Source organism: Caproiciproducens sp. CPB-2 (genome assembly GCF_036287215.1).
Lineage (GTDB): Bacteria > Bacillota > Clostridia > Oscillospirales > Acutalibacteraceae > Caproiciproducens.
Genome location: NZ_CP142860.1, coordinates 617,552 through 633,360, shown reverse-complemented (window position 1 = coordinate 633,360; position 15,809 = coordinate 617,552). Strand labels below are relative to the sequence as shown.

Annotated in this window: 21 protein-coding genes and 1 tRNA gene; 2 read left to right on the top strand and 20 right to left on the bottom strand. The window is 49.5% G+C overall.

Annotated elements, in window-relative coordinates:
- Window positions 1-64: 64 nt before the first annotated feature.
- The 5 genes from VXK30_RS03210 to VXK30_RS03190 all read right to left on the bottom strand — a co-directional run bounded on the left by VXK30_RS03210 (window position 65) and on the right by VXK30_RS03190 (window position 5,697).
- Window positions 65-1,792 carry an ABC transporter ATP-binding protein gene (locus VXK30_RS03210; protein WP_275716127.1) on the bottom strand — a complete coding sequence of 576 codons (1,728 nt, stop codon included), beginning with the start codon at window positions 1,790-1,792 and terminating at the stop codon, window positions 65-67.
- Window positions 1,786-3,552, bottom strand: coding sequence for an ABC transporter ATP-binding protein (locus VXK30_RS03205; protein ID WP_275716125.1), 1,767 nt, complete (start codon window positions 3,550-3,552; stop codon window positions 1,786-1,788). The genes VXK30_RS03210 and VXK30_RS03205 overlap by 7 nt, the downstream gene beginning before the upstream one ends.
- 61 nt (window positions 3,553-3,613) lie before the next feature.
- Window positions 3,614-4,228, bottom strand: a complete 615-nt coding sequence (locus VXK30_RS03200) for a TetR/AcrR family transcriptional regulator (RefSeq protein WP_275716123.1) — start codon at window positions 4,226-4,228, stop codon at window positions 3,614-3,616.
- A 206-nt stretch (window positions 4,229-4,434) separates the two neighbouring features.
- Window positions 4,435-4,965 carry a cysteine hydrolase family protein gene (locus VXK30_RS03195; protein ID WP_275716121.1) on the bottom strand — a complete coding sequence of 177 codons (531 nt, stop codon included), beginning with the start codon at window positions 4,963-4,965 and terminating at the stop codon, window positions 4,435-4,437.
- A gap of 33 nt (window positions 4,966-4,998) precedes the next feature.
- Complete coding sequence (locus tag VXK30_RS03190; protein WP_275716119.1) at window positions 4,999-5,697, bottom strand: TetR/AcrR family transcriptional regulator; 699 nt, start codon at window positions 5,695-5,697, stop codon at window positions 4,999-5,001.
- Window positions 5,698-5,846: 149 nt separating this feature from the next.
- On the opposite strand from VXK30_RS03190, the gene VXK30_RS03185 reads away from it, so the two are divergent.
- Window positions 5,847-7,055, top strand: coding sequence for an alpha/beta hydrolase (locus tag VXK30_RS03185; protein ID WP_275716117.1), 1,209 nt, complete (start codon window positions 5,847-5,849; stop codon window positions 7,053-7,055).
- Here VXK30_RS03185 and VXK30_RS03180 read toward each other — a convergent pair.
- The 3 genes from VXK30_RS03180 to VXK30_RS03170 all read right to left on the bottom strand — a co-directional run bounded on the left by VXK30_RS03180 (window position 6,992) and on the right by VXK30_RS03170 (window position 8,773).
- Window positions 6,992-7,282, bottom strand: coding sequence for a GIY-YIG nuclease family protein (locus tag VXK30_RS03180; protein WP_275716115.1), 291 nt, complete (start codon window positions 7,280-7,282; stop codon window positions 6,992-6,994). The two genes, VXK30_RS03185 and VXK30_RS03180, sit on opposite strands and share 64 nt — an antisense overlap.
- 32 nt (window positions 7,283-7,314) lie before the next feature.
- Window positions 7,315-8,256 carry a hypothetical protein gene (locus tag VXK30_RS03175; protein WP_275716113.1) on the bottom strand — a complete coding sequence of 314 codons (942 nt, stop codon included), beginning with the start codon at window positions 8,254-8,256 and terminating at the stop codon, window positions 7,315-7,317.
- 426 nt (window positions 8,257-8,682) lie between these two features.
- Window positions 8,683-8,773, bottom strand: a tRNA-Lys gene (locus VXK30_RS03170).
- 153 nt (window positions 8,774-8,926) lie between these two features.
- Between VXK30_RS03170 and VXK30_RS03165 the strand changes: the two genes are divergently transcribed.
- A complete protein-coding gene (locus VXK30_RS03165; protein ID WP_275716111.1) occupies window positions 8,927-9,169 on the top strand; it encodes a hypothetical protein in 243 nt (80 codons plus the stop codon).
- A 3-nt stretch (window positions 9,170-9,172) separates the two neighbouring features.
- Here the strand turns inward: VXK30_RS03165 and VXK30_RS03160 are convergent, their stop codons facing one another.
- From VXK30_RS03160 to VXK30_RS03105, 12 genes are all read right to left on the bottom strand, one after another.
- Window positions 9,173-9,547 (bottom strand): hypothetical protein, encoded by a 375-nt coding sequence (locus tag VXK30_RS03160; RefSeq protein WP_275716109.1) that lies wholly within the window; start codon window positions 9,545-9,547, stop codon window positions 9,173-9,175.
- A complete protein-coding gene (locus tag VXK30_RS03155) occupies window positions 9,537-10,130 on the bottom strand; it encodes a hypothetical protein (protein ID WP_275716107.1) in 594 nt (197 codons plus the stop codon). Before VXK30_RS03155 ends, VXK30_RS03160 begins: the two co-directional genes overlap by 11 nt.
- Window positions 10,127-10,543 (bottom strand): hypothetical protein, encoded by a 417-nt coding sequence (locus tag VXK30_RS03150; protein WP_275716105.1) that lies wholly within the window; start codon window positions 10,541-10,543, stop codon window positions 10,127-10,129. The genes VXK30_RS03155 and VXK30_RS03150 overlap by 4 nt, the downstream gene beginning before the upstream one ends.
- Window positions 10,544-10,812: 269 nt before the next feature.
- Window positions 10,813-11,277, bottom strand: a complete 465-nt coding sequence (locus VXK30_RS03145; RefSeq protein ID WP_275716103.1) for a phage holin family protein — start codon at window positions 11,275-11,277, stop codon at window positions 10,813-10,815.
- Window positions 11,278-11,301: 24 nt separating this feature from the next.
- Window positions 11,302-12,147 (bottom strand): GH25 family lysozyme, encoded by an 846-nt coding sequence (locus tag VXK30_RS03140; RefSeq protein ID WP_275716101.1) that lies wholly within the window; start codon window positions 12,145-12,147, stop codon window positions 11,302-11,304.
- Entirely contained in the window at window positions 12,144-12,284 is a 141-nt protein-coding gene (locus VXK30_RS03135; RefSeq protein WP_275716099.1) for an XkdX family protein, read from the bottom strand. Before VXK30_RS03135 ends, VXK30_RS03140 begins: the two co-directional genes overlap by 4 nt.
- Complete coding sequence (locus VXK30_RS03130) at window positions 12,284-12,628, bottom strand: hypothetical protein (RefSeq protein WP_275716097.1); 345 nt, start codon at window positions 12,626-12,628, stop codon at window positions 12,284-12,286. The genes VXK30_RS03135 and VXK30_RS03130 overlap by 1 nt, the downstream gene beginning before the upstream one ends.
- Before the next feature lie 17 nt (window positions 12,629-12,645).
- A complete protein-coding gene (locus VXK30_RS03125; RefSeq protein WP_275716095.1) occupies window positions 12,646-12,951 on the bottom strand; it encodes a hypothetical protein in 306 nt (101 codons plus the stop codon).
- Window positions 12,952-13,043: 92 nt separating this feature from the next.
- Window positions 13,044-13,397 (bottom strand): phage head closure protein, encoded by a 354-nt coding sequence (locus VXK30_RS03120; RefSeq protein WP_275716093.1) that lies wholly within the window; start codon window positions 13,395-13,397, stop codon window positions 13,044-13,046.
- A complete protein-coding gene (locus VXK30_RS03115; protein ID WP_275716091.1) occupies window positions 13,369-13,677 on the bottom strand; it encodes a hypothetical protein in 309 nt (102 codons plus the stop codon). Before VXK30_RS03115 ends, VXK30_RS03120 begins: the two co-directional genes overlap by 29 nt.
- 130 nt (window positions 13,678-13,807) lie before the next feature.
- Window positions 13,808-15,004: a phage major capsid protein gene (locus tag VXK30_RS03110; RefSeq protein WP_275716089.1), complete on the bottom strand. Its 1,197-nt coding sequence runs from the start codon at window positions 15,002-15,004 to the stop codon at window positions 13,808-13,810.
- A gap of 4 nt (window positions 15,005-15,008) precedes the next feature.
- Window positions 15,009-15,791 carry a head maturation protease, ClpP-related gene (locus VXK30_RS03105; protein ID WP_275716088.1) on the bottom strand — a complete coding sequence of 261 codons (783 nt, stop codon included), beginning with the start codon at window positions 15,789-15,791 and terminating at the stop codon, window positions 15,009-15,011.
- Window positions 15,792-15,809: the final 18 nt, after the last annotated feature.

Below are 15,809 nucleotides of genomic sequence, written 5' to 3'. Positions count from 1 at the left end.
TAGACAGAAAGAAACGCAAAAAACCGGCTCCTGCCGTAAAGCAAGAGCCGAAAAATACTGGGTCTCAGGCCAGCTCCCATCCGATTGCTTCCGACCGCATTTTCAGGAATTTCCGGTAGGTGCCTTCCTGCGCCATCAGTTCGGTATGCGTTCCGCGCTGGGTAATCCGTCCGTCTTCCACCACCAGAATCTGATCCGCATCCCGCACGGTAGTCAGCCGGTGAGCAATGGAAATCAAAGTTTTCCCTTTCGTGAGCTCCCGGATCGCGGCCAGCAGTTGGAATTCGTTTTCCGGGTCCACGCTGGAGGTGACCTCATCCAGAATGATAATGGGAGCATCCTTCAGAATTGCACGCGCTATGGAGATTCTCTGCTTTTCGCCGCCGGACAAAGTGGAACCGCCTTCCCCGACCATTGTATCATAGCCCTGCGGCAGGGCGGAAATAAACTCATGGCACCGGGCGCGTCCGGCCGCTTCCAACACTTGCTCGTGGGTAGCGTCCGGATTGCCGAAGCGGATGTTGTTCTCGATGGTATCGTGGAATAAATACACGTTCTGGAATACCATGCTGATGTACCGTATCAGGCTGTCAACCGTATAGCCTTTTACGCTCTGACCGCCGACCAATACCTGTCCCTCCTGCACATCCCAGAATCTCGCAATCAGATTGCACAGGGTCGTCTTTCCGGAGCCGGACGGCCCAACGATGGCGCAGGTGGTTCCCTGCGGAACCTTCAAAGAAACATCGTTTATGATCCGGCGGTCGTCGTAACCGAAGGAGACGTTCCGAAGTTCGATATCAAAGTTTTGCGGTTTCAAAACCTGTATACTGTTATCCATCTCCGGCATGTCAGTTACAGCTTCCAGACGGTTCAATTCGGTAGTGATTTTCCGGGCAAGAAACGCACCGTCGCCCATCTGTTCCATTTCGGAGTAGACCAGGAAGGCGCTGACAATAAACATCAGGCAGTAGGTCAGTGTGATGCTGCCCGCCAGATATAAGGCGGCTGCCGTGAACATCAGCGCACAGCCGGTCACTTTGTAGACCGCCTGATAAATTTTCAGAAGAGGGAGGGACGCGTATTCCTGGTCCAGGTCGGCCTGACGTTTGCGGTCAAAGGACTCATATACCGCGCCCTCGCTTCCATCCGCTTGGGAAAAGGCGCGCAGCACCGATATGCCGCGCACATATTCCAGCACCTGTGTGGTCATGTTTTCCTGTGCCGCCAGGACTCTGGGCGTCTGTTTGCTGGCTACGGACTGAATGATGTGCAGTACCAGCATGCCGACGCAGAGTCCCGCCAGCGTTACCAGCGCAAAGATCGGGTTGTAAAACAGGAAGAATATCATCATCACCAGCGTCATGAGAACCCCGCCGGTCAGGTCGGTGACGGCCAGCATGGAATACTGCTCCAGCTCCGTTACCGTGGAAGTCAGCACCGTCTGGATGCTGCCGAGGCGCTGCTCGGAGAAATAACCCAAAGGGGCCTTGCGCATCCGTTCTCCAATCGCCAGACGGTAATCCCGGAACATGTCAAAGCCTTTGGCGCTCATGCAGATATCCATCAGCCACTGGAACAGGAACCGTCCCGCAACGCTCCCCAGCAGAATTCCCACCGCGGTCCAGATTACCCGCGGAGTCAATGCGTTCAGGTGATCCACGACCACGTAAACGGCAAACAGCATCATGGCCATGGAGACGCTTTTTAAAAAGTTCAGGAAGATGCCCAGTAGAATTTTTGACTGATGGCGGCCGGAAATTTTAAGAATCCGTTTGATCATGTTCAGCATAACGCCTCGCTCCTCTCCTGCGTGAAATCCGCAGCGCCGATATGTTCTTCCCACATGGTTTTGTACAGCGGGCAATTCTGGAGAAGCTCGGACTGCGTCCCCCGTCCTACAATCTTTCCTCGGTCCACAACCAGGATCTGATGGGCGTTTCGGATGGTGGACAGCCGGTGCGCTACCACGATCAGCGTTTTCCCCCGTACCAGCCGCCCCACAGCCTGCTGAATCTGAGCTTCGCTTTCCGGATCGGCATAGGCGGTGGCTTCGTCTAAAATGACCACGGAGGATTTTTTCAGCATCGCCCGCGCAATGGTAATACGCTGGCGTTCCCCGCCGGAGAGGCGGTCCCCCGCATCCCCGGCCCGCGTATCGTAGCCATGCGGGAGCTGCAAAATAAAATTGTGGCAGTTGGCCGCTTTTGCCGCAGCCTCCACTTCCGCATCGGAAGCCTTCGGATTGCCGATGCGGATATTTTCCCGGATGGATTTATCAAACAGGAAATTATCCTGCGCCACATAGCCGATTTCCTCCATCATCTGGTCAAACGGAATTTCCTGAATATCCTTGCCGCCGTAGCGCACCGTACCGCCCGTAGCGTCCCAAAATCCAGCCATCAGCTTGGCAATGGTGGATTTTCCCGAACCGGAGGGCCCTACGATCGCGGTCATCGTTCCGGGCTGTGTCCGGAACGAGACGCCGTGCAGCACTTCCTTGGAAGCGTCATAGGAAAAGGAGACATTTTCAAACGAATAGGAGTTGTCGCGAAGCGTCACGCGCTCTTCGGGGCGCGTCTGCTCCGATGTGGCAAAGAACTCCCGGATCGGCTTCAGGTTCGCCGCGATGGTGGTCAGCTGTTCACTGCCGAAGGCCAGCTTCATGAACGGCGCGATAAAGCCGATGGGGATTACAATGCAGGCAATGAAAACCGGCAGCGTAATCTCGCCGTGCATATACAGCAGAGCGCCGACCGGCAGGCTTCCCAACAGCGTAGAAGGGAGAATCGCCTTGACCACCGCCATCCAGAACCAGCACTGACGCCACCAGTCCAGCGTGCTGTCGTGGAAAAAGTCCACCGCATCGGAAAATTTTCCAAACGAAGCCCCGGTTCTTCCAAAAGCCTTGATTACCTGAATGCCGCCCACATATTCCACCAGCGCCGCATTCATCTCGTTGCCGGAGCGCAGGTATGTTTTCATCTTTTCACCATATCCGCGCATCATTCCGAAAATGAAAGGGACGGAAAGCGGCAGGGTGATAAGGGATGCAAGCCCCATCCGCCAGTCCAGCACAAAAATCAAAATCAGACAGGACGCCATTGCCGCAACCTGCGAGGGCGTTTCCGGGATGATGTGGGCGATGGAGTCCTCCAGCTTGCCCACGTTGTCAACCATCAGGGTCTTGTAAACGCCGGACGGAGTCTCCAGCATAACACCAAGCGGTACACGGCGCATCTTATCGGCAATGGAACGACGGATATTCCTTAAAATAGTGAACGCAATGCGGTGGCTTTTTGCCGAAGATCTGGTGCATAGAAATGTGCGCATCATAATCCCCAACGCGGCGCCTCCCGCCCACAGCAACGCACTTTTTACGGTTGCCGTTCCGGCGTACACCTCGTTGGCGAGCATAGCCGCCGCCAGAAACGGCAGCATCCCGAACAATTCCCCCAGGGTTGCCAGGATTACGGAGATTGTCATCTTTCCTTTTTCCTCTCCCACAAACCGGAAGAGGTATCTGATTGGGTTTTCCTGTTTTTCGTTCATGTAGCACCTCCAGTATAGTTAGCTGTTGCTAACCGATATGTAAAAGAAATGGGGCTGCGGATTACAGCCCCAGAACAGCCCGCCAGCCGGGATAGAAAAATGCCTGCAGCGTTAAAAGATAATGCGCAGCTTCTTCTTTCGAAAAATCATGCACAACTACTTCAAAAATCGCGGTGGCATAAGCGCTGAGCAAAAGATGCAGTTCCCGCGGCTCTATTTCACGGACGGGAATTCCCTTCTTCCGGGCGGTTTCCATGTATTCCAGCGTTTCTTTTTGTTCAAGCACTACAAAGTCGTGAATGAAATTTTCGTATTTTGTCCCGGAAGAACAGCAGAGTAAAAGCTTGAATTCCTCAAAATGGCCGTAAATCAGATCCAGAAAATAACGGATTTCCGCACTGTCTCTCCACATTTCGTCCAGAGAACCGGTTTTCAGATATTCATAGTCCCGCTTCCGGATAGAGTCGTAGACCCCATCAAGCTGATTAAGCAGCGGGTTCACCAAAGCGGCAAACAGCGCTTCCTTATCGGCAAAATGGCGGTAGAGTCCTGCGGCACTCATGCCGGCCTTGGCAGCAATGTCCCGCAGGGATGCCTGCTCAAAGCCCTTTTTCAAAAACTCTTCTTTCGCAGCCAAAATAATTTTAGGGTAGCTTTCCGTTTTGCTTTTCGGCATAATTCTCTCCTTGTGAACGCTGTTAGCTAACAACGTTCACAGTATATCATATCCAAGATATGCTGTCAACCATAACTGTTTTAAAGATCATAAGGGAAAAGCAGCCGCAGCTGCATATCCTGACAGGCAATTGGAGTTTAGCAGTGTTTTACTCCCTTACCTGTTTCAAAACATATGGCTAATAGAAGGTCCGACCGAAATGTTGCTTACCGGCGGTTGATAATCTTGATCTGAAGGCCATCCATCACGTCCAGGGCTTTTTCATTCATCGCATCATCGCTGCTCCCCGTACAAGCGGCATCCACTACAATCAGTGATTCGGGAAGGGCCGCCTTTGCCAGCACGGCGTTGGAAATCACACAGATGTTGGACACCACGCCGACCAGTTCAACCTGCTCATACCCCTGTTCTTTCAGATATTCCGCCAGCGCCAGCGAACCGAAAGTTCCCTTTTCAAAATTCCGGTCCGTTTCCCGAATCTGCTTTGCCGTTTCACCGAACAGGTCCCATCCACCTGTTCCGCGGACACAATGGACCACAGGAAGATTTTTGCCTTCCTGGGTTTCCAGATAATTTTCCGCATGAGTATCCAGCGTAACGATGATGTCGCCGCCGGAAGAGCGGTATTCCCGAATTTTGGCGGCGATCGCCTCGTCAAGTGTTTCCGCTTTTGGAAATCCGAGGCTTCCGTTGACAAAATCCTTTTGATAGTCCACGACAATCAAAGCCTTTTTCATTACACTAACCACCTTTTCCTTCCGGTTCCGTTTTTATTTTGAATCGATGACCATTTTACCCGCCGTTCCATTCTGCGGCTTCGTTCTCCTGTCCACATCCGTCTTATCTCCTGCAGCCTGCGCCGAAATATTTGGAGGGCCGGAATCTTCTGTGGTAACCCCGATCAGGTTGCATGGCACGACGGTCAGAAAATTCACCATCTCTTTCGCCAAAAACGACGGTGAGTACTTCATGTCGTGATTCAGCCACCATCTTGCCAACGAAATATAGAAAGAGGCCATCAACTCAAAGAACAAATCTCTCGAAACCTGAATTTCTCCTTCAAAACTTTCTTCCAACTTAGTTTTCAGAACATCTTCGCACTTTCTGCAAAACCCCAAATGTTCGTTATCATTTAAAATGAGTTTATAAAGCAAAGAATCTTTTTCAATCGAATGAAAGATAGCATTCAGATTTTCCCGAAAGCCATCGTAATTCAGACTTCCGTGGACAATATGCTCTTCAGGCTCCACCAGGCTCAATATGGATGAGATTGCTTCATCCGTCACTTTATTCAGCAGTTCATACTTATCGGCATAATGCAGGTAAAAAGTGGAACGGCTGATCCTTGCTTTGTCTGCAATATCATTTACGGTAAGATTGCGGAACCCCTTTTCATCCATCAGCTCTATAAAGGAGTTTCTTATAAACGTCAGGGTTTTCATCACACGCAGATCCTGTTCACTGGACATTTTCATACCACCTGTCTATCATCTTTTATCTGAATCTACACTTTCTGCCTGTATATCGTATAAGCTACATTTGCATACGGATCAATCATTGCGGCGACCCGATTTAACGCTTATACTTTGGATGTAAAATTCTAAAGGAGGCCGATATTATGGATAAAAAATGGACGACTAAAGATTTTCCTGTTGGACTTTTTCAGATGCATCCGGATGTAAGCGTCAATTTTCAAATGAACCGGTTTTACAACTGGTCAAACGACGAAACGATGCGGGAGGAAATGCAGGCCGCAAGTCCGTCTATCCGTTCTTACGAAGATCTGATCGCATCATTTACGCGCCTTGGCAATCAGGCGCTGGACCGGGACGAAAAGCTGAAAGCCGCCCCGTATTTCCGTGGAGCCGAGTTTTTTGTCCCGGAAAGCAATGCACAGAAACAGGAACTGCGCCACCGGTTTCTTTCACTGAACAATGCTTATTATGGCATTACAGATGATCAGCAATACCGGATTCCTTATAACAGCGGTTATCTCTCAGTCTATCGTTTTACGCCTCCATCCCCCCAAGGGACTGTCGTCGTGTGCAACGGGTTTGACGGTTACATTGAAGAGTTCATGCGCATGCTTCTGGTTTTGAAAGACGCCGGTTATGATACGATTGCCTTCGATGGCCCCGGCCAGGGGACAGTGCTGGAAGAATGCAACATGCCGATGATTCCCGAATGGGAAAAACCAGTCCATACCCTCCTTGATTATTTCAAACTCAATGATGTCACCCTGATTGGTGTGTCCCTTGGCGGCTGCCTGGCTCTGAGGGCCGCCGCTTACGAGAAAAGGGTAAAAAGAGTGATTGCCTTCGATGTTCTTGCGGACTTCTTTGAAGTACTGCTGCGCCAGATGGATGATTCCTTACGTGAAAAAGCACGATACGCCGTCCTGCATGGCAGGCGTTTGGAAATCAATACAGCCGTCGACCTGATGATGAAAAAAAGTCTTGTAGTGGAGTGGGGGATCAGGCAAGGGATGCACGTGATGGGGAGCGACTCCCCTTATGATTTCCTCCACAAGACCCTGTCCTATAACACAGCGGAGATTTCGCCGCTCATTACACAGGATGTTCTTCTGCTCGCAGGACAGGACGATCATTATGTGCCCGTTCACCAGTTAACCGAACAGATCTCCGCTCTGACAAACGTGCGCTCTTTGACGGCGCGAATGTTTACCGCAAAAGAAAATGCAGGGAGCCACTGCCAGCTCGGAAATATCGGACTTGCCGCGGAAGTGATACTTGATTGGATCAATCAGACGGCGCCGGCGGATGGACTCAAACCGGCACCCGCAATCAGCACGATCTTCCCGGCATGACTCAGCTTTTTGAGCGCGGCTTCCCGCCTGAGAGCTTCGCTTTTTGTCGCAAAGCTTTCCTGATAAACCAGCGTAACCGGCAGGCGGGAGCGGGTATATCTTGCGCCTTTTCCACGGTTATGTACGGCGGCGCGCCGATACGGGTCGGTCGTATAGCCGCTGTAGATCGTACCATCCGAACAGAGCAGCATGTATGTGTAATATTGGTCCGCTTTTCCGTTTTCCATCGTCGCTTACGGCCCTCCAGACAAAAGGATTCTCATTGTGCGGCGATAATCAGACTTTCCATTTCCGCTTCCATTTTTTCAATGTCGATGTTTGCCCGGGATTCCATTGATTCAAGCCGATGTACGGTGTCATGGACCTGGCTCTGTACATGGAAAACGCTTTCCTGCGACTGGTTGATTTTTGATTGCATAAACCAATCGGAAATCAATCCGTCAAAGAAAAAATCTGCGAATTTTGCAAATCCGCCCGTTTCAATATGAATGTCGGAATGGATTTGAACGTCGGCTAACTCGGCGTGAAATTGCCGTAACAGCCGCTGCGCGTTTTCGGTTTCCTCTTTTGCGTCGTCAATATGGGAATGCTTTGCAAGGTCGGAGATCAGCCCGCCGCCAAGAAGGTCCCAGGTTCCCCAGCCTTCGGCATGGCCAAGACTGCTTTGAATCCGATCCAGACTGGCCAGCGCTTCCTTCCCGGCGGATATTGCTTCCTTGATTTCTTTCAGATTTATTTTTCCACTGCTTATTTGGGTTGACAGTTCCAGAATCCTTTGAGCGGATTTACCGCCGTCTTTCATGATCTGTTCCTTTTTATCGGCATAGAGAATGTCGAAATCGTGCTGACAATCCACATAGTTCAGCCGTTCCATGGAAAGTTTTGAAATCTGATATTTTATATTTTCTAAATCTCTGATGGCCTGATCGTATTTGAGCTTCGCGGCAAGAGCTTCCGCCTGTTCTTTTTCAAGATGTTCTTCCAGCTTCCCGAACAGGGAATAAAAGACAGCGGCAATACTTCTGTCGCCCAGCTTAACGACATCGTAGTTTTCTTTTTCTAAAGCAGTCTTGAGCTCGGCAACTTTGCGGCTTAATTGGGACTGTTCATTTCGCAGGTCCTGCAGCATGGCGTCAATCTTATGCAGTCGCGCAATCCCTTGCTGAGCCAACTGTATTTTCTCGTTTATCATAGAATCCATTCTTACACCTTCCAAGTCTAATAAAAGTTGAACGTGTTCAGGCCCGCGCGCTGCAGGCGAATGAGATGAATTGCTTCTCTGAATCTTTTTAATTATATCATGGTTATTGTACCAATACTATATTTCCCCTGATTTTTCAGCACGACACTTTTACGACGTAGAAGTGGGTTTTAGCCGCTTTCAATCACTTGAAAAGAATTAAAGCAAGTAAAAAAGCCGCCCCAATAGTCAAAAAGATGGCTATCTGATACGGTTTTTTTGGTGAACCATCGGGGATTCGGGTGTTGGCACACTCCACCCGCGTTCCGCGAGTCCCTTAAGCAGCTATAAGCAGTCGGAACTTTCCTTTTTCTCCCCACCTGCACCGCGGGGTTCTCACCCCCAATGGCAAAATAAAGAAGCACCCCTGCGGGTGCTTCTTTATTTTGGTGAACCATCGGGGATTCGAACCCCGGACACCTTGATTAAAAGTCAAAAGAATGACTAATTTTCGTTTTACCGTGTTTTATTTGGTTTCAAAAACCGCATTAGACAGCCATTTTTCAATATTTTGTTTCTCGACATTTTACTTGATTTCGCTACGGTTACTACGTGTTTACTACGTATTCAGGATACATTTTCATTGAAATTTCCCTTTGATTCCCCCATAATATCTTTAGGAGGGGAAGTTATGAAAATCTATGTCGATCCAGTGGGTTATGCTAATCTCGTGCAGTCGGAAGCGGAAATACCTGGGCCATATACGGAAATAGGCGGCGCGGATGCATATGCACTGTACCGGGGAGCGGACGGGAAATTGTATGCTGTTGAAATGCCTGGATATAACGTGAAAAATCCCACCGGATTAACCGGTGGGCTCGTTAATATATTTTGTTATGCCACTGTCAGTATCCACGACTTCGCCAGCGCGTGACCCTTATATGCCCTCTTCTCTGCTAACTACTGTAGCGATATGCGCTAAGTATTTTGCCTGTCTTTTGGACAGCAATGCAATACTTTCGCTGTTATGTATTTCAGAATGAAACTCATCATCAGGAAGAGGGAGGTATTTTAATAACGCATTTACATTATGACACATTTTTACGGTAACAAAAGCAATACTTCCACTAAGATGTGATTTCATAAAAGAAATGCACTCTGATTGACTTCTTCCATTAGCCCTATCGACTGAGAGTCCCTTCTTATCTTTAAAAGCAGCGCTCGACAGAGTGCCATCTGGTTTCCAATAACAATCCGCCGGAAGAATTGCTCGATATATTTGTTCTCCCTCATCCTCAAAATTAACATCCATAAAAATTATTAACCACCTTGTTAATTTCTTGTGCATCAAAATTCACATAAGAGGTATTTTCGGTGCCTTTTGAGTCCATTGAAAAAACTTGTAGTTTGTCTTCGAATAATTCGAACTCTAAATATGAACCGTCATCCTTTTCATATTCAAACTGTATACTATCACAAGCGGTTGGGAAAATGTCTGGCTGGTGTGCTAAAGTCAAAACCAGCCCCTTCATTTTTGCAATAACATTCATTGGAATGGGCGCGGCTCCGTGTCCATTCCAATTGGTTTCAAATTTTGAAAAAGCATCTAGTCTCTTTAAATTTTCACTCATTTTTTCATCACCCATAGTAGTCACCTCATTGCTGCATGAACAAACGGCGATACTATTATATTCGAGGTTAATGTTTTTTATCCCCGTAGAATTTCCAAATTCCTGATGAACTGCATTTGGAAGGTAAGTTTTTGATAGAGCATTATTTGAATAAACTTTTGGGCCAAGCATTCCAGCTATCGAAATGCCAATTACGGCAACAGGTAATAATAGACTTGTCCCCAAATCATTTCTTTTAGTGTATGTATTAATCGCCGATGTCATTGTTTCTCACTCGCTATCACTGGTATTACAGAACCACCTATATCTTCGCCGTTTAGAAATACGGTTGTCTTGTAATCGCCTTCATTCCTAAATAAAACATTCCTATAGTCCATATTCAACACTAAGCCTTGATACTCCGGTGGTAAATTACCTTGTCCTTGATCGGCTGGAAGCTCTACTACCCCGGTATCTTGTATTGAAACTCCGTTCGGGTCACTAAAAACAATTTGTAGTTTGTTGCTTTGGGTTATATTAAAGCCGAGAATTCCAAAAGAAATAGCAAAAGAATAGTTTCCAGGTATTCTTATCGGTGTAAGTACCATTAAAGGACCTGTGATAACAGGCTTTGGTGGTTGCATAGGAGGTACACTCTGAATTGCCTCACTGTAAATAAAAAAAGAAAGTTTTGCCAATTTAATCAATCCTTTTATCTTTTTTCTTCTTTATCTGACGCAATTATATCACGTATAGTTAATATTTTCCATATTTTTATTATAATTAATTTTAATTCTTCCCAGATTTCATTAACTCTATACGATTTATAGTTCTTCACTTTAATATCCATGTAATACTAGGGCTACCACATAACCCTACTTATCCTACAATAGTTTCCTTATACAGGGAAACTATCAAAAAAAAATCCCGCTGCCAGCCAACCGGCCAGCAGCGGGATAAATTGTGTCTATTCGCTTTTTTCGTCCTCGGGCATCGCCTGTGCCGCTTTGCTCTCAACCTGATCGCGTACCTTGTCCACAATCCGTTTCAGGAATGCCGGGTAGCTGACGCCAATGTCCGCCATGTTTTCCAATATGCTGATGATCTCGTTACAGATCAGCCACACGGCGACCAGGGACGCGACCGCATAGCCGATGTGCAGCACGATCCCCGCCTGCTCCGCGCCGTATGTAATCAGCATATCAATAATAGCGCCGATGCCGACCAGCAACCACATGCAGACTTTTTTTACAATTCCGCGAAAGCCTTTATAGCTGCTGATCTTCTGGTCCCGATACTTCGCCGCGGCAAGGCCGGTACCGTAATCGATTATATTGAGCAGCACCAGCATGAGCACCGGCACGGCCAGAATCCCCAGCCATGCCGACAATGCAGTGAATACCGCAATAATGGCTACTTTTATTTTGTCCATAGATTTTACCCTCCAAAATATTATTTATTTGATTTTTGCTGTAAATATTTTCTCCGAACGCCCCTGCGGATATATTCCTACATCCTGCCCGGGCTCGCCGATTGGCACGATATGCCACAGGATATAGCCCTGTTGGATGCACCGGATGATCTGTACACGCCCCGGAGTTCCGGCCACAAGCTCAATTTCACCGGTCGTTTTGGCGGTATAGCAACTGCCTTTCGCTATCTCAACCGCGCCGGACGTATCGCAGGTGTATGGCACGACTCCGAAATCCCGATAGGACACATTCATGTCAAGGCCGTCACTGGTGATGCCGTCCGCCTTGCCGTCACTCGCATACTGCCACATGTCGCACAGCGCGGACCGGTCGGTATTGTCCGGCGTTGCCTTGCTGTACCACGCCATCCAGATTGGGATTCCTGCGGCCTTGATGCGGGCGACGTCAAGATATTTTGCAACGTACAGCCAATTGTAATTGCTGTAGATCATCGGCGGGTACCCGGCAGCCTTGATCTTCAGGCAGAAGTCGATTGCCATGTCAGTCAGCTTGTCCCGTCCGAGTTTGGACAATTCCGTGGTTCCTGGGGCATCCTCCACGTCCACGGCGACCGGCCATGTAATCCGATATGGCTTAATCGCCGCCAGACAATCCCGCACTTGATCAGCTACGCTGCCCGCGCGAAGAAAATGGTATACGCCGATCGGCAACCCTGCGGAAATCGCGGCCGCGGCATTGGCCTTGAAACAAGGGTCTATGTAGTTGACTCCCTCGGTTGCTTTAAGCATCGCATACTGGATGCCGGCAGCCTTAACGCGCCGAAAATCAGGATTTCCCTGATAACGGGCGATATCGATACCTTTTATCATGCGAATTCCTCCCCTGTAATTGTCTGAAACTGCTCCGGTGTGATCTGGCCGTACGGATTGCTGTCCGTCAACACGGCCTGCCGGAGCTGATCGATCGTTACCCATTTACGGGTATACGCCAACGCCCAAAATGCCATCAGGATGCGCCTCCTTTCAGGGCCATTATGTCAATCTGAGTCTGTGCGAGCGCGGCGCCCAGCGTGTCCACTGCGGAATTGAGCTGCATGTTTTGCAGTGTCAGATCGGCAACCGTCTGACCGAGAATGTCGGTGTCTGTCGGCTGTTCAGGCGGCGGAACTGGTTCAACAACTGTCGGTGTATCTCCCCATACGGCAATGATAGCATTATAGGTTTCTTCATCCACATCGGCTTGTAGTTCAACTCTACCTTCTGCGCTATTGCTGTACCATTTTCTATTATTAACATCATCAATGATTTTTAGAATAGATACACCTTTTTCTGTTAATGAATCATAATACATGTTTGACCTCCTAACCATCAAATCCATGAGTGATAAGAAAAATGGAATCCTATTTCCGGATTTACATTTGCAACAGCTGCAGCATCAAAAGCAGCATATCCTGGTTGCACTTTACACAGGAACAGTCCGCTCTCATCAATCATTAATCTCCCAAACGCCCATGTTGTAGTTTCTATATTTGTTATTGGAATCAACACACCGACATTTTCTGCGGATGACCAAGGAAATCCTTGAATTTGCACCTGACCACTACCCAGACCGGTTTGCGGAACAGTTACTCTGCAGCCAATTAGTACCTTATGACCAATTTTCGTAGCCGCCATCCTCGGCCCATACGATATATCGATCTGTTTTTTTATGGGACGTGTAATGGCCGACATTATCGGTGACAGAAAGCAAGGCGGTTTTTAAAGCATCAAGAGAGCTCATAATCCTGTGTCACCCTTTCCAGTGTCAAGTCCATCACAGGCGGTTCCGCATCCTCCGGGTACTGCACAAGCGTAATTCGGTACTGCTTCCCATCGTTCGGGATTGCAATATCCTGCCCGGATACATCACGGCGGAGCAGGCAGCGGAGCACCATATCAACCTTCGCCCCAGCCTGCATCGCCTGATAGTAACGTTGATTACCGACAGTTCGTTCCTTGTAGCGGAGCGTTTCTTTCAGTACCAGCGCCTCCACAGGCATCCCGCCGGGCGGGGCGGAGTTCGTCACGGTATAGATTTTCACAATTCCGTCGTTATGGGTCTGTGCTTTCTTCCGTATCATACGCGCCCACCTCCGCTTGAATTTGGAGCGTCAACAGCTCGTGCAGATAATTTGTCTGAAATTCGTCAAGAGCGTTGCTGCGGGCATATCGGCAATACTCCATCAGCAATTCGCGGGGCTTATCCTCGGCGGTATAATCCAGTACCATGCCCGCCGAGGTGTCGAGGTACTTAATTCCGCGCGCAATAATCCCGGACAGCTTTGTGTCGCCGCCCGGGTCATCCCACGTTATATCCAGATTGTTTTTGACCGCGTCGAGCAGCCCATCGGGGAGGGCCATCACATCACCGCCTCAATCGCTGTTTTTATGTCCGCTTTTCTGGCGGCGCTTAGACCGGTAAGCCCCATTCCCGCCGCCGTTTCAAGCAGTTCCGCCCGTGTCATGGCAGCGAGGTCAGGGCTGTTTTCGGTTAAGCGCCCGTCGGAAAATCCGCTGCGTTCGTCACCTTAACCTGCTGGACGTAAGGCACAAGCCCGGAGATGTCGAGATAAACAAAAGCATTCTCGTCCAGCGCCCTGCCGTTTCCGTACAGCTTAATACGGTAAACGCGCTGATCCTCGAGGAATTTGTATTCGTCGGAATATTCCAGTTTCCCGGCCTTACCAGTCCCGAGGCCCATAAAATATTTCGGCCCAAGTCCCATCACCGCATGGCCTTCCGGTACCGCCGCCGACTGAATGACCGTGGTCGGAAACGGGAACACGCCGGAATTGAAGCCGCCGTCCGTGGTGCGGGGAGTAGTAGCGGGGAACACCTTCGTGAAATAGTCCGCAGGATTCACAATCAGCAGGACAGAGGCAATTGCGCGGCGCTTGTTGTTCGGCCCCTGCGAAAGCGTGTTGAGGATGGTTCCGTAGGTCGTCGGGTCAAGAGCAGTAATCGCGGTTGCAGTCTTGCGGGGGAACACTCCGCCGGTGTCTCCGGTCAGTGCGCGGGTCATTCCGAGAGGCTTTCCGCTGCCGTCTCCGTCCACAGCACCAGCTTCCAATTCAACCGCGAGCGCTTCGGAAAGCAGGGTACGGACATACTGGTCAAGCCATGTCGGGCCAAGGTCAAGCATCGCGTTTGCGACGGGGATGAATGCCGACAGTTTTTTCTTGTCGAGATTGATCACCGCAAACGCGCCGGACAGTTCATCCGTGATCGTCGCGGTCAGCTCGCTCCACCCGGCCACGCCGGAGGTCGTGGAAATCAGAATTTCCGTCAGGGCGCTGGTGTTCTGGAAATTGATCGCATCAAGGAGCGGGTGATTTGCGGTTAGGTCATCAAAAACCGCATTGATCGTGGTTTTCGGGAGCGTTTCATCGATCAGGGTAACAGCAGATTTTGCGTGGCCTCCGGTCATGTCGCTACGAATCGCGTCAATAGCGCCCTGCCAGTATTTGGTTTCCTCGCTGGTGAGCTGCCGGACGCCGCGCTGCGCGAGGACGACTGTGTCGTTCTGCTGGATCAGTTCCTGCGCATCCTTCATCACCGCGTCCTGAATGTTGTTGGCAAGGTCAGACCACGCCTGCGCAAACGCCTCGGTGTCGTTGGACTTTACCGCCTCGCTCATACGCTGGAGGATTTCGGCCTTCTTTTCGTTGAGGGTATCAAGATTTTTCATGTTATCAGTCCTTTCCGCCCGTAAGGGCGCTCAAAAATTTCATGGGATTGTTTTCTTTCGGGGGTTCCGGAATCTTTTCCATGAGCTTTTCCACGACGGAGGACGCCAATTTTTCAACGTCAATCGGAGATTGTGTAGCAACTTTCGGCTTTGCCGTAAATTTTTGGAACATCATCCGCATGGCGCTTTGGCTTGCGGCGCTGCTTTCGGTGGCGCTGGAAATCTCTGTCGCAAAACCCATCTTCAATGCGTCCTCCGGCAAGATCCATGTGCCCTCATGGTTTTCACCGTCAAGCATAGTGTCCAGCTCTTCCCGGCTGATTGTAACTTTTTCAGCGTAGGCATTCCCGGCCGCCTGCGAGATTTTTTCCAGCACATCCGCCTGCTGCCGCATCTGCGCCGCATTTCCTTCCGTTATACTCCACGCATTATGGATCATAAGAATTGATGCGCTGTTCATGATCCGGTTACCCCCCGCCATAAATATAATGGACGCGGCGGAGCAGGCGAATCCATCCACGATTGTGTTGACCTTTGCCTTGCTGTTTTTGAGGGTATTAAAGATTGCTATACCCTCGTTGGTGTAACCGCCCATGCTGTTGATGTGGACATTAATTGTATCGACGTCGAGATTCTTAATCTCATTGACAATGGATAGCCCAGAAACATCTCCAAAATCAAACCCAAGTGCTGCATCAACCCCGGTGCTTGCGGCGTCTACAATGTCGCCGAAAATGTACACGTCAGCCGTGCGCCCGCTGGTTTCCATCGAATAATACTTTTTCAACTAATCACCCCCTCTCGC

What these genes read in the sequence shown, in the direction of transcription:
- VXK30_RS03185 (WP_275716117.1), top strand. Translation starts at nt 5,847, where the DNA reads ATGGATAAAAAATGGACGACTAAAGATTTTCCTGTTGGACTTTTTCAG.
- VXK30_RS03110 (WP_275716089.1), bottom strand. Translation starts at nt 15,004, where the DNA reads ATGAAAAATCTTGATACCCTCAACGAAAAGAAGGCCGAAATCCTCCAG.
- VXK30_RS03165 (WP_275716111.1), top strand. Translation starts at nt 8,927, where the DNA reads ATGAAAATCTATGTCGATCCAGTGGGTTATGCTAATCTCGTGCAGTCG.
- VXK30_RS03130 (WP_275716097.1), bottom strand. Translation starts at nt 12,628, where the DNA reads ATGTATTATGATTCATTAACAGAAAAAGGTGTATCTATTCTAAAAATC.
- VXK30_RS03145 (WP_275716103.1), bottom strand. Translation starts at nt 11,277, where the DNA reads ATGGACAAAATAAAAGTAGCCATTATTGCGGTATTCACTGCATTGTCG.
- VXK30_RS03160 (WP_275716109.1), bottom strand. Translation starts at nt 9,547, where the DNA reads ATGGATGTTAATTTTGAGGATGAGGGAGAACAAATATATCGAGCAATT.
- VXK30_RS03135 (WP_275716099.1), bottom strand. Translation starts at nt 12,284, where the DNA reads ATGGCATTTTGGGCGTTGGCGTATACCCGTAAATGGGTAACGATCGAT.
- VXK30_RS03155 (WP_275716107.1), bottom strand. Translation starts at nt 10,130, where the DNA reads ATGACATCGGCGATTAATACATACACTAAAAGAAATGATTTGGGGACA.
- VXK30_RS03190 (WP_275716119.1), bottom strand. Translation starts at nt 5,697, where the DNA reads ATGTCCAGTGAACAGGATCTGCGTGTGATGAAAACCCTGACGTTTATA.
- VXK30_RS03205 (WP_275716125.1), bottom strand. Translation starts at nt 3,552, where the DNA reads ATGAACGAAAAACAGGAAAACCCAATCAGATACCTCTTCCGGTTTGTG.
- VXK30_RS03120 (WP_275716093.1), bottom strand. Translation starts at nt 13,397, where the DNA reads ATGATACGGAAGAAAGCACAGACCCATAACGACGGAATTGTGAAAATC.
- VXK30_RS03140 (WP_275716101.1), bottom strand. Translation starts at nt 12,147, where the DNA reads ATGATAAAAGGTATCGATATCGCCCGTTATCAGGGAAATCCTGATTTT.
- VXK30_RS03125 (WP_275716095.1), bottom strand. Translation starts at nt 12,951, where the DNA reads ATGGCGGCTACGAAAATTGGTCATAAGGTACTAATTGGCTGCAGAGTA.
- VXK30_RS03195 (WP_275716121.1), bottom strand. Translation starts at nt 4,965, where the DNA reads ATGAAAAAGGCTTTGATTGTCGTGGACTATCAAAAGGATTTTGTCAAC.
- VXK30_RS03175 (WP_275716113.1), bottom strand. Translation starts at nt 8,256, where the DNA reads ATGGATTCTATGATAAACGAGAAAATACAGTTGGCTCAGCAAGGGATT.
- VXK30_RS03210 (WP_275716127.1), bottom strand. Translation starts at nt 1,792, where the DNA reads ATGCTGAACATGATCAAACGGATTCTTAAAATTTCCGGCCGCCATCAG.
- VXK30_RS03200 (WP_275716123.1), bottom strand. Translation starts at nt 4,228, where the DNA reads ATGCCGAAAAGCAAAACGGAAAGCTACCCTAAAATTATTTTGGCTGCG.
- VXK30_RS03115 (WP_275716091.1), bottom strand. Translation starts at nt 13,677, where the DNA reads ATGGCCCTCCCCGATGGGCTGCTCGACGCGGTCAAAAACAATCTGGAT.
- VXK30_RS03180 (WP_275716115.1), bottom strand. Translation starts at nt 7,282, where the DNA reads ATGGAAAACGGAAAAGCGGACCAATATTACACATACATGCTGCTCTGT.